This window comes from Pseudomonas sp. LBUM1645, from assembly GCF_059716185.1.
Window position 1 is genome coordinate 1,449,837 of record NZ_CP166811.1, and the last position, 11,709, is coordinate 1,461,545.

Genomic DNA, 11,709 nt, shown 5'->3' on the forward strand with positions numbered 1-11,709 from the left:
GTAGGAGCCGAGCTTGCTCGCGATGGGGTCATGACAGACAACATAGATTTACGAACGATCAGGCATAATCCGCCCAATTCAAACAACAAGGATGCCGCCCCTGTGAGCTCAGTCAACAAGTCGATTTTGTTGGTCGATGACGATCAAGAGATACGCGAGTTGCTGGACACCTACCTGACCCGCGCGGGTTTTCAGGTGCGAACCACGCCCGACGGTGCAGGCTTTCGTCAGGCGATGAACGAGGCACCGAGCGATCTGGTGATCCTCGATGTGATGCTCCCGGACGAAGACGGCTTCAGTCTCTGCCGCTGGATCCGTCAGCACCCGCGTCAGGCGCAGGTACCGATCATCATGCTCACCGCCAGTTCCGACGAGGCCGACCGCGTCATCGGTCTAGAATTGGGTGCTGACGATTACCTCGGCAAACCCTTCAGCCCACGTGAATTGCAGGCGCGCATCAAAGCCTTGTTGCGTCGCGCGCAGTTCGGTCAGGAGCGTTCCGGCGGTGAAGTGTTGGCCTTCGATGACTGGCGGCTGGACATGGTCAGCCACCGACTGTTCCACATTGACGGCGAAGAAGTGATTCTCTCCGGCGCCGATTTCGCGCTGTTGAAACTGTTCCTCGATCACCCCCAGGAAATCCTCGATCGCGACACCATCGGCAACGCCACCCGTGGCCGCGATTTGATGCCGCTGGATCGCATCGTCGACATGGCCGTCAGCCGTTTGCGCCAGCGCCTGCGCGACACCGAAAAACCGCCGCGGCTGATCCGTACCGTGCGCGGCAGCGGCTACCAACTGGCCGCCAATGTGGTTGCCAGCAATGGCCACTGAGTTTTTCCGCAAACTCGCCGCACGGATTCCCGTGCCGCGCTCGCTGCTCGGGCGGATGTTGCTGCTGACGCTGTTGGCGGTGTTGTTCGCCCAGACGCTGTCGAGCGTGATCTGGGTCTCGCAACTGCGCGCAACCCAACTTGAAGGCCTGGTCACCAGCGCCCGAAGCCTCGCTCATTCGATGACGGCCAGCGTCAGTTACTTCCGCTCTTTGCCGGTAGCGTTTCGGCCATTGGTACTCGACCAGTTGCGCAGCATGGGCGGCACCCGTTTTGTGGTGACGCTCAACGACAAACCCTTGGGCATGGAAGTGCTGCCGATCACCCCGCGCAAGGAAGCCGTGCTCAAAGCGGTGGACGAAGTGCTGCGCCAGTCCCTGGGCCAGGACACCGATATCTCGGTGACCTTCGTCAGCCCCGAAGACCTGCGGATCTTCAACAGCGGGCTGAAACTTGATGAATTGCCGCGCTCCTGGGCGCATTACGCGCTGACCCTGGAGCCGGTGAACCCACCGGTATTGGTCACCCAAATCCAGATGGCACCGGGCGAGTGGCTGTACATCGCCTCGCTGTTGCCCGAGCCCTACACCAGTCTTGAAGAACAAGGCCTGCCGGCGCAGCAAGTCTGGTTCATCGTGCTCACCAGCGGTTTCTTGCTGTTGTTCATTGGTTTGCTGGTGCACTGGCAGAGCCGGCCGCTCAAGCGTTTGGCGCGGGCTGCCCGGGACATGTCCCTCGGCGCGGAAGTCGAGCCAGTGGCCGAGGGTGGTGGCAGTGAAGTGGTCGAGGTCGGCCGCGCCTTCAATGCGATGCGCGAACGTATCAGCCGTTACCTGACCGAGCGCAGCCAGTTGTTCAGCGCGATATCCCATGACCTGCGCACGCCGATTACCCGCTTGCGGTTGCGGGTTGAATTGCTCGAAGACGAAACGCTGCAAGCCAAGTTCGGGCGGGATCTGGATGAGCTGGAGCTGCTGGTCAAAGGCGCGCTGCAATGCGTGAAAGACACCGACATCCACGAAAACATCGAACCGGTGGACCTCAACCACGTGCTTGATTGTCTGGTGGAGCCGTATCTGGCGCCCAACGGCAATGGTCGTGTCACTCAGCAAGGGCGTGCGCTGGCGGCGTATCCGGGGAAGCCGCTGGCGCTCAAGCGTTGCATCGGCAACCTGATCGACAATGCCTTGAAGTATGGGCAGAAAGCGCATTTGCACATTGATGACGACCAGAGTGCGTTCATCCTGCATGTGGACGATGAAGGCCCAGGCGTGCCGGAGCAGCGGATGGAGCAGGTGTTCGAGCCGCACTTCCGCCTGGCCGGGCAGCAGCAGGGTTATGGGTTGGGGTTGGGGATTGCGCGAAATATTGCGCATAGCCATGGGGGGGAGGTCAGCCTGCAGAATTTGCGTGAGGGTGGGTTGCGGGTGACGTTGCATTTGCCGCGATCAATCGATTGACGCGGATCCTGTGGCGAGGGAGCTTGCTCCCGCTGGGGCGCGAAGCGGCCCCAAAAGAAGGACTGCTGCGCAGTCCAGCGGGAGCAAGCTCCCTCGCCACAAATAATCACCCACCACAAAATCTGTATGTCACAACCCGGTGACAAAACCTGCCCCCTTCGTTACAAGCCCACCACCCCCCGTTGTTTAGACTGCCCTCAGTCATAACAACAAAAAAGGCACCCCATGGACACCTTCCTACCCGCTTTCAGCAGTTGGCTGAACGCCCCCGCCCATCAGCAATGGCTCGCCGCCGAAGGCCTGCGCCTGCTGGCGTTTGCCAAGGCTTCAAAGCTTCCTGAAGGTTTCGGCAATCTTGATGAAAAGGGCTGCCTCCCGGCCAACGCCCACGCCGAAACCATGAACACCGCGCGCATGACCCACAGCTTCGCCATGGCTCACGTTCAGGGCTTGCCGGGTTTCGCCGAGCTGGTGGATCACGGTGTCAAAGCCCTCAGCGGCCCATTGCGTGACGCCGAACACGGTGGCTGGTTCGCTGCCGCCGAGCATCGTGACGGCAACACCGGCAAGGCGGCTTACCTGCACGCCTTCGTCGCGCTGGCTGCGAGTTCCGCGGTTGTCGCTCAGCGTCCCGGTGCACAGGCCTTGCTCGACGATGCCATCCACATCATCGACACGCATTTCTGGAGTGAGGAGGAGGGCGCGATGCGCGAATCCTTCAACCGCGACTGGAGTGATGAAGAAGCCTATCGCGGCGCCAACAGCAACATGCACGCCACCGAAGCCTTTCTCGCGTTGGCTGATGTCACCGAAGAGAACCGCTGGCTGAGCCGCGCCCAGCGCATTGTCGAGCGGGTTATCCATGGTCACGCCGCTGCCAACGACTACCTGGTGGTCGAGCATTTCGACCGCGACTGGCAACCCTTGCGCGAATACAACCACGACAACCCGGCCGATGGTTTTCGCCCCTATGGCACCACGCCGGGCCACGGTTTCGAATGGGCCCGGTTGATGCTGCACCTCGAAGCGGCGCGGGTTAAAGCCGGGATGCTGACGCCGGGCTGGCTCGCCACCGACGCGCAAAAACTCTTCGACCACAACTGCCGTCACGGCTGGGATGTCGACGGGGCGCCGGGGATTGTCTACACCCTCGACTGGGACAATCGCGCCGTGGTTCGCCATCGCCTGCACTGGACCCATTGCGAAGCCAGTGCCGCCGCCAGCGCTCTGCTTAAACGCACAGGCGATGCGCAATATGAAAGCTGGTATCGACTATTTTGGGAATTCTGTGACGGTCATTTCATCGACCGATGTGATGGCAGCTGGCATCACGAACTCAATCCGCAGAATCGCCCGAGCGCCGATATCTGGGCCGGTAAACCCGACCTTTATCACGCCTGGCAAGCGGTGCTGATCCCGCGCCTGCCTCTGGCACCGAGTATGGCGACGGCCTTGGCACAGTTATCCCAGAGCGCTCCTGTGTAACCATGTGGTGACATTCGAACGTCCCTTCGTTACCTGCGAAGGGATCACTCCTGTTTAAAATCCTATGCAGCGCAAGCACCAGACTTGCATGCATAACAACAAGAAAGGTACTACTAGATGAATGCGATTTCTCGCCTCGCTACTGTCATTTCTCTCGCCTCAATGCTTCCCCTCTCTGCATTCCCGCTGAGTGCGCTTGCTGCCGATTCCAAAGGTTCGGTAGAAGTCGTTCACTGGTGGACGTCCGGTGGCGAAAAAGCTGCCGTTGATGTTCTTAAGGCCCAAGTCGAAAAAGACGGTTTCACCTGGAAGGACGGCGCAGTCGCCGGTGGCGGCGGTGCTACGGCCATGACCGTACTCAAAAGCCGCGCCGTTGCCGGTAACCCACCGGGCGTAGCGCAGATCAAAGGTCCGGACATCCAGGAATGGGCGTCTACCGGTCTGCTCGACACCGACGTCTTGAAAGACGCCGCCAAAACGGAGAAGTGGGACAGCCTGCTCGACAAGAAAGTCTCCGATACCGTGAAGTATGAGGGTGACTACGTGGCCGTGCCGGTGAACATTCACCGCGTCAACTGGCTGTGGATCAACCCGGAAGTCTTCAAGAAAGCCGGCATCGAAAAAGCGCCAACCACCCTTCAGGAATTCTACGCGGCCGGTGACAAGCTCAAGGCGGCGGGCTTCATTGCGCTTGCTCACGGCGGCCAGCCTTGGCAGGACAGCACCGTGTTCGAAGCGGTGGTCCTTTCGGTCATGGGCGTCGACGGCTACAAGAAAGCCCTGGTCGACCTGGACAACGCTGCACTGACCGGCCCTGAAATGGTCAAGGCGCTGACCGAGCTGAAGAAAGTCGCGACCTACATGGACGCCGACGGCAAAGGCCAGGACTGGAACCTGGAAGCAGCCAAGGTCATCAACGGCAAGGCCGGCATGCAAATCATGGGTGACTGGGCCAAGAGCGAGTGGACAGCGGCCAAGAAAGTTGCCGGCAAGGACTACGAGTGCGTAGCTTTCCCGGGCACCGACAAAGCCTTCACCTACAACATCGACTCCCTGGCGGTGTTCAAGCAGAAAGACAAGGGCACTGCTGCCGCTCAGCAGGACATAGCCAAGATCGTGCTGGGTGAGAACTTCCAGAAAGTCTTCAGCATCAACAAAGGCTCGATTCCGGTTCGAATCGACATGCTGAGCGACATGGGCAAATACGGTTTCGACTCCTGCGCCCAGACTGCCGCCAAGGACTTCCTGGCGGACGCCAAGTCCGGCGGCCTGCAACCGAGCATGGCGCACAACATGGCGACCACGCTGGCGGTACAGGGTGCATTCTTTGATGTCGTGACCAACTACATCAACGACCCGAAAGCCGATCCTGCCGTTGCCGCCAAGCAACTCGGCACGGCCGTCAAAGCTGCCAAGTAACCGTTAGCCGCGCAGATCCTGTGGGAGTGGGCACACCCGCTCCCACCAGGCCGGCGCTTGTAATCCTTTCTCTTCGTACGGGATCTTCCCATGAGTTCTGTTGCTGTGTTCAGCAAGGCCTCGCCGTTCGATGCACTGCAGCGCTGGCTCCCCAAACTGGTGCTGGCGCCCAGCATGTTCATCGTCCTGGTCGGCTTCTATGGCTATATCCTGTGGACGTTCGTCCTGTCGTTCACCACGTCGACCTTCCTGCCGACTTACAAATGGGCGGGCCTGGCGCAATACGAGCGGCTATTCGACAACGACCGTTGGTGGGTAGCGAGCAAGAACCTGGCGGTTTTCGGCGGCATGTTCATCGGTATCACCCTGGTGATCGGTGTCCTGCTGGCGGTGTTTCTTGATCAGCGCATTCGTCGCGAAGGTTTCATTCGCACCATTTACCTGTACCCGATGGCGCTCTCGATGATCGTCACCGGTACCGCCTGGAAGTGGCTGCTCAACCCGGGCATGGGCCTGGACAAATTGCTGCGTGACTGGGGCTGGGAAGGCTTTCGCCTGGACTGGCTGATCGATCCGGACCGCGTGGTGTACTGCCTGGTGATCGCTGCGGTATGGCAAGCCTCGGGCTTTATCATGGCGATGTTCCTCGCCGGCCTGCGTGGCGTTGATCAATCGATCATCCGTGCCGCCCAGATCGATGGCGCGAGCATGCCGCGGATCTACCTGAAAGTGGTGTTGCCCAGCCTGCGCCCGGTGTTCTTCAGCGCGGTCATGATCCTGGCTCACATCGCGATCAAGAGTTTTGACCTGGTGGCGGCAATGACCGCCGGTGGCCCGGGTTACTCCTCCGACTTGCCTGCGATGTTCATGTATTCCTTTACCTTCAGTCGCGGCCAGATGGGCATGGGCTCGGCCAGTGCGATTCTGATGCTCGGTGCGATTCTCGCAATCATCGTGCCTTACCTGTACTCCGAGCTGAGGACCAAGCGCCATGACTAGTTTCTCTGCCAAACCTTCCATCAGCCTGAGTCGCATCGCGATCTACGGCGTGCTGATCCTTGCCGTATTCCTTTACCTGATTCCGCTGGTGGTCATGCTGTTGACCAGTTTCAAGACGCCGGAAGACATCAACTCCGGCAACCTGCTGAGCTGGCCGACCGTGGTCAGCGGCATTGGCTGGGTCAAGGCCTGGGGCACTGTCGACGGGTATTTCTGGAACTCGATCAAGATCACCGTTCCGGCGGTAATGATCTCCACTGCCATCGGTGCGCTGAACGGCTATGTGCTGTCGATGTGGCGCTTCCGAGGCTCGCAACTGTTCTTCGGTTTGCTGCTGTTCGGTTGCTTCCTGCCGTTCCAGACCGTCCTGCTGCCGGCCTCGTTCACCCTCGGCAAGATGGGCCTGGCGAGCACCACCACGGGCCTGGTATTCGTGCACGTGGTCTACGGCCTGGCGTTCACCACGCTGTTCTTCCGTAACTACTACGTCAGCGTTCCCGATGCGCTGGTGAAGGCGGCGCGGCTGGATGGCGCGGGTTTCTTCACCATCTTCCGCTTGATCATCCTGCCGATGTCCACCCCGATCATCATGGTCTGCCTGATCTGGCAGTTCACCCAGATCTGGAACGACTTCCTGTTCGGCGTGGTGTTCTCCAGCGGTGACTCGCAACCCATTACGGTGGCGTTGAACAACTTGGTCAACACCAGTACCGGGGCCAAGGAATACAACGTTGATATGGCGGCGGCGATGATCGCCGGGCTGCCGACCCTGCTGGTCTATGTGGTCGCAGGCAAGTATTTCGTGCGCGGGCTGACGGCCGGCGCAGTCAAGGGGTAATCATGGCTACGCTCGAAATTCGCAATGTAAACAAGACCTATGGCCCCGGCCTGCCGGACACCCTCAAGAACATCGAACTGTCGATCAAGGACGGTGAGTTCCTGATCCTGGTCGGACCTTCGGGTTGCGGCAAATCGACCCTGATGAATTGCATCGCCGGTCTGGAAACCATCACCGGCGGCGCGATCATGATCGGTGACCAGGACGTCAGCGGCATGAGCCCGAAAGACCGGGACATCGCCATGGTGTTCCAGTCCTACGCGCTGTACCCGACCATGAGCGTGCGCGAGAACATCGCCTTTGGCTTGAAGATCCGCAAAATGCCCGCCGCCGACATCGAAGCGGAAGTGGCGCGGGTAGCCAAGCTGTTGCAGATCGAACATTTGCTCAACCGCAAACCCGGTCAGCTCTCCGGTGGTCAGCAACAGCGTGTGGCAATGGGTCGTGCCCTGGCGCGGCGGCCGAAGATTTACCTGTTCGACGAACCGCTGTCCAACCTCGACGCCAAGCTGCGCGTCGAGATGCGCACCGAAATGAAACTGATGCACCAGCGCCTGAAAACCACCACGGTCTACGTGACCCACGACCAGATCGAAGCGATGACCCTGGGCGACAAAGTGGCGGTGATGAAGGACGGGATCATTCAGCAGTTCGGCACGCCGAAAGACATCTACAACAACCCGGCCAACCTGTTCGTGGCGAGCTTCATCGGTTCGCCACCGATGAACTTCATCCCCCTGCGTTTGCAGCGCAAGGACGGTCGTTTGGTGGCGCTGCTCGACAGCGGTCAGGCGCGCTGCGAATTGCCAATGGGCATGCAGGACGCCGGTCTGGAAGATCGCGAAGTGATCCTCGGTCTGCGTCCGGAGCAGATCGTGCTGGCGGGCAGCGAGCCGAACGGTTTGCCGACCATTCGCGCCGAGGTTCAGGTCACTGAGCCGACCGGTCCCGACACCCTGGTGTTCGTCAATCTCAACGAAACCAAAGTCTGCTGCCGTCTGGCGCCGGACGTTGCACCGGCCGTGGGCGAGACCCTGACCCTGCAATTCGATCCATCGAAAGTGCTGTTGTTCGATGCCAAGACCGGTGAGCGCCTGGGGGTGGCCGGTCAGTCTAAAACCGAGACTCACAGTGCCAATGTGGCGCAGTTCAAGGGCCGCTGAAGAACAAAATGTGGGAGCAAGCCCGCTCCCACAAGGGATCTAGATGTCACCGCGTTAAATAAAAACAGTTAATAACAATAAAACGAGGATGTAGGGATGAAGAAGAAGAACAACGCTCAGCTTATCTGCCAGTTGTCAGCGATTGCGGCAATGATGCTGGCCGGTAGCGTGCATGCGGCTGACGCGTTCAGCGCCGATTCCGAATGGATGACCGGTGATTGGGGTGGCGAGCGGACCAAGCTGATCGAGCAGGGTATCGACATCAAGATGGACTACGTCGGTGAAGTGGGCGGCAACCTCCACGGCGGGTTTAATGATGACAAGACTGCGCGTTACGCCGACCAGTTTGGTCTGGGCGTGGCGCTGGACCTGCAAAAGTTGTGGGGCTGGGATAACACCCAGGCCAAGGTCCAGTTCACCAACCGTAACGGTGAGAACATCTCCAATGACCGTGTCGGCGATCCGCGTGCCGGCACCTTGAGTTCGTCACAGGAAGTCTACGGCCGTGGCCATATGGTCCGTCTGACCCAATTGTGGATCAAGCACCAGTTCCTCGACGGCAAACTGGACGTCAAAGCCGGTTACTTCGGCGAAGGCGAGGACTTCAACACCTTCCCTTGCGAGTTCCAGAACCTGGCATTCTGCGGTTCCCAAGCGGGTAACTGGGCCACCAACATCTGGTACAACTGGCCGGTCATGCAGGCTGCGGTCCGCGTGAAGTACAACATCTCGCCTGAGTGGTATGCGCAGATCGGCGCTTACAACCAGAACCCGACTCAGCTGGAGCACGGTAACGGCTTCAAGCTCAGCGGCAGTGGTACTGCGGGCACCGTTCTTCCAGTTGAACTGGTGTGGTTGCCTAACCCGAATAACCTGCCCGGCGAATACCGTGTCGGTTACTACAAAAGCACGGCCAATGCCGATGACGTCCTGAAAGACGACAACGGCAATGATGCAGCCACCAGCGGCAACGCCTACCGCAGCCACGACAGCAAGCACGGTTACTGGTTTGTTGCCCAGCAACAACTCACCAGCCACAACGGTGACAAGTCCCGCGGTCTGAACATTGCTGCCAACGCTACCTTCCACGACAAGGACACCAACTTCGTCGATAACTACCAGTCGCTGATGCTGGTGTACAAGGGCCCGTTCGATGCACGTCCGAAGGATGACTTGGGTATCGGTGCCGCGCGTATCCATGTCAACGATGACGTGAAGAAAAACTCAGAGTTGGTCAACGCCTCCAACAATGTCACTGACTATCAGGACCCGCTGTTCGCGCCGCTGCGTAACACTGAGTACAACTACGAGATCAACTACGGCTTCCACGTTACCAACTGGCTGACCGTGCGTCCTAACCTGCAATACATCACTCACCCGGGCGGTGTTGATGAAGTCGACAACGCGCTGGTCGCCGGCCTGAAAATTCAGTCGGTGTTCTAACGCTGTTGCGATAAGCTCCTCTCTATGTGCGCATTTTTGCGGACAGCCTTGGCTGTCCGCTTTTTTTTGGGGGCGGCGCACCCCGGGTGATTTTCAGGACCGTGGCACATGCATGAGCATCCGCTACAACGCTTCTTCAAATCCTTGCGCGAACGTCCGGTGTTTGCGTGGGAGCGCTATCAGAAGCGCGACGTGCTGGTGATCGACCATCCGCTGTGTCAGGCGGTGTTCAGTCGGCAGGGTGCGCAGTTGCTGCACTTTGAGCCCAAGGGCCAGAAACCCTGGCTCTGGTGCGCGGCGAAGTGGCCGCAGGTCGGCGCGATACGTGGTGGTGTTCCAGTGTGCTGGCCGTGGTATGGCCGTCATCCGAGCGAAAACGCCTGGCCATCCCATGGCTGGGCACGGCTGATCGACTGGAAGCTGCTGGACAGCAGCACTGATGACGATGGCGTGCGTCTGCACTGGCAACTTCAGTTGTGTGACTGGCAAGTGGACCTGCACGCGCACTTGGGCGAGCGCATGGATTTACGCCTGAGCACCGAGCATCAGGACAGCCTGCCGTGCCAATTGAGTCAGGCGTTGCACGCGTATTGGCGTATTGGCGACGTCGGTGAGGTAGCGCTGTCTGGGCTCGACGGGGCGCAGGGTTACGACCAGTTGAACCGTCAGATTTGTCATCAGGAAGGCGAGTTGCGGGTAGAGGGTGGCTGTCAGCGGGTGTTCCAGCATGACGGCGAATTACAGCTCAAGGACCACGCCTGGCAGCGCGAGTTGTGCATCGATACCGGTGACCATGCGGACACGGTGGTTTGGCATCCGGGCTCGCGGCCGTTGCTGGGGGTGAGCTGGAATGAGATTTCGGAGTTTGTGTGTGTTGAAGCGGCGAGTGGCGGGACCGATAGCCTGAGTCTGGCGCCGGGGGAGAGGGCGCATTTGAGTTTGCAGGCGCGGGTCGGGGCGTAAGATCAAAAGATCGCAGCCTCGTTTCACTCGACAGCTCCTACAAGGGATCGTGTAAACCTGTAGGAGCTGTCGAGCGAAGCGAGGCTGCGATCTTTTTAATTAAACTCATCCCCAATCGGATACCGACTGGCATTCAGGCTTTCCTTGATCTTGCGCAAATGCGGCTGGAAGTCCACGCCTCGGCGCAAGGTCATGCCTGTGGCGAGTACATCCAGCACGGTCAGCTGAATGATCCGCGACGTCATCGGCATATAGATGTCGGTGTCTTCCGGCAGCGGAATGTTCAGGCTCAACGTGCTGGCCTTTGCCAGTGGCGAACCCTCGGCCGTCAGGCCCAGTACCGAAGCACCGTTTTCCCGGGCAATACGTGCCACTTCCACCAGTTCGCGGGTACGGCCGGTGTAGGAAATGATCACGAACAACTCGCCGGTGTGCGCCACCGACGCAATCATGCGCTGCATCAGCACGTCCGCGTGGGCGGTGACCGCCAGGTTGAAGCGGAAGAACTTGTGCTGCGCATCCAGCGCCACCGGGGCCGAGGCGCCGAGGCCGAAGAAGTGGATCTGCCGGGCCTGGATCAACAGGTCGACGGCGCGGCTGATCAGGTTCGGGTCAAGCGCCTGTAACGCACTGTCCAAAGAGGCGATGGCGCTGCCGAAAATCTTTTTGGTATAGGCCTCCGGATTGTCGTCGGCCTCGACCGCACGGCTGACATACGCCGCGCCGCTGGCCAGGCTCTGGGCCAATTGAAGCTTGAGTTCCGGGTAGCCGCTGACGCCGAACGAACGGCAGAAACGGTTGACCGTCGGCTCGCTGACCTTGGAGGCCTGGGCGAGGGCGGCGATGCTGAACCGGGTGGCCTGCTGTGGGTTGAGCAGGATCACCTCGGCGACTTTGCGTTCTGCCTTGTTCAGGTCTTCAAGGCGATTCTGGATCTGTTCCAGTAAATTTCGCACGCGGTCCATATGGTTTCCTTGGTTCGCCTACAAGAGTGCATCTGCGATGCAAACAAGCGTGTTGCTATGCAAATTGGGCCTTTGATGCGGCCCCAAACGGTGGCCTATCCTACTGATGGCTCCGACCGTCCACCACTCGGAATCTGTATT

The 11,709-nt window shown here is 59.6% G+C and carries 10 protein-coding genes; 9 read left to right on the plus strand and 1 reads right to left on the minus strand.

Annotated features, from left to right (window positions below; all coding sequences use genetic code 11):
- Positions 1–102: 102 nt before the first annotated feature.
- The 9 genes from ACA079_RS06305 (at position 103) to ACA079_RS06345 (ending at position 10,603) form a co-directional block, all read left to right on the plus strand.
- Entirely contained in the window at positions 103–834 is a 732-nt protein-coding gene (locus tag ACA079_RS06305; protein ID WP_010457397.1) for a response regulator, read from the plus strand.
- A complete protein-coding gene (locus ACA079_RS06310) occupies positions 824–2,293 on the plus strand; it encodes an ATP-binding protein (RefSeq protein WP_046056146.1) in 1,470 nt (489 codons plus the stop codon). Before ACA079_RS06305 ends, ACA079_RS06310 begins: the two co-directional genes overlap by 11 nt.
- A 225-nt stretch (positions 2,294–2,518) precedes the next feature.
- The gene (locus ACA079_RS06315; protein WP_497702930.1) at positions 2,519–3,778 is read left to right on the plus strand and encodes a D-mannose isomerase; all 1,260 of its coding nucleotides are present in this window, start codon (positions 2,519–2,521) and stop codon (positions 3,776–3,778) included.
- Between the two features lie 117 nt (positions 3,779–3,895).
- Entirely contained in the window at positions 3,896–5,197 is a 1,302-nt protein-coding gene (locus ACA079_RS06320; protein WP_497702931.1) for an ABC transporter substrate-binding protein, read from the plus strand.
- Positions 5,198–5,287: 90 nt separating this feature from the next.
- Positions 5,288–6,196, plus strand: coding sequence for a carbohydrate ABC transporter permease (locus ACA079_RS06325; protein WP_046056150.1), 909 nt, complete (start codon positions 5,288–5,290; stop codon positions 6,194–6,196).
- Positions 6,189–7,034: a carbohydrate ABC transporter permease gene (locus tag ACA079_RS06330; RefSeq protein WP_497702932.1), complete on the plus strand. Its 846-nt coding sequence runs from the start codon at positions 6,189–6,191 to the stop codon at positions 7,032–7,034. The genes ACA079_RS06325 and ACA079_RS06330 overlap by 8 nt, the downstream gene beginning before the upstream one ends.
- A gap of 2 nt (positions 7,035–7,036) precedes the next feature.
- Positions 7,037–8,197, plus strand: coding sequence for an ABC transporter ATP-binding protein (locus ACA079_RS06335; RefSeq protein ID WP_497702933.1), 1,161 nt, complete (start codon positions 7,037–7,039; stop codon positions 8,195–8,197).
- Between the two features lie 96 nt (positions 8,198–8,293).
- Complete coding sequence (locus tag ACA079_RS06340) at positions 8,294–9,640, plus strand: carbohydrate porin (protein WP_497702934.1); 1,347 nt, start codon at positions 8,294–8,296, stop codon at positions 9,638–9,640.
- A 108-nt stretch (positions 9,641–9,748) separates the two neighbouring features.
- A complete protein-coding gene (locus ACA079_RS06345) occupies positions 9,749–10,603 on the plus strand; it encodes a D-hexose-6-phosphate mutarotase (RefSeq protein WP_497702935.1) in 855 nt (284 codons plus the stop codon).
- A gap of 95 nt (positions 10,604–10,698) precedes the next feature.
- Here ACA079_RS06345 and ACA079_RS06350 read toward each other — a convergent pair whose 3' ends face one another.
- Positions 10,699–11,559: a MurR/RpiR family transcriptional regulator gene (locus ACA079_RS06350; RefSeq protein ID WP_177318169.1), complete on the minus strand. Its 861-nt coding sequence runs from the start codon at positions 11,557–11,559 to the stop codon at positions 10,699–10,701.
- Positions 11,560–11,709: the final 150 nt, after the last annotated feature.

Excerpts from the sequence above, each read along its gene's own strand:
- ACA079_RS06310 (WP_046056146.1), top strand. The coding sequence starts at position 824 with ATGGCCACTGAGTTTTTCCGCAAACTCGCCGCACGGATTCCCGTGCCG.
- ACA079_RS06315 (WP_497702930.1), top strand. The coding sequence starts at position 2,519 with ATGGACACCTTCCTACCCGCTTTCAGCAGTTGGCTGAACGCCCCCGCC.
- ACA079_RS06320 (WP_497702931.1), top strand. The coding sequence starts at position 3,896 with ATGAATGCGATTTCTCGCCTCGCTACTGTCATTTCTCTCGCCTCAATG.
- ACA079_RS06325 (WP_046056150.1), top strand. The coding sequence starts at position 5,288 with ATGAGTTCTGTTGCTGTGTTCAGCAAGGCCTCGCCGTTCGATGCACTG.
- ACA079_RS06330 (WP_497702932.1), top strand. The coding sequence starts at position 6,189 with ATGACTAGTTTCTCTGCCAAACCTTCCATCAGCCTGAGTCGCATCGCG.
- ACA079_RS06335 (WP_497702933.1), top strand. The coding sequence starts at position 7,037 with ATGGCTACGCTCGAAATTCGCAATGTAAACAAGACCTATGGCCCCGGC.
- ACA079_RS06340 (WP_497702934.1), top strand. The coding sequence starts at position 8,294 with ATGAAGAAGAAGAACAACGCTCAGCTTATCTGCCAGTTGTCAGCGATT.
- ACA079_RS06345 (WP_497702935.1), top strand. The coding sequence starts at position 9,749 with ATGCATGAGCATCCGCTACAACGCTTCTTCAAATCCTTGCGCGAACGT.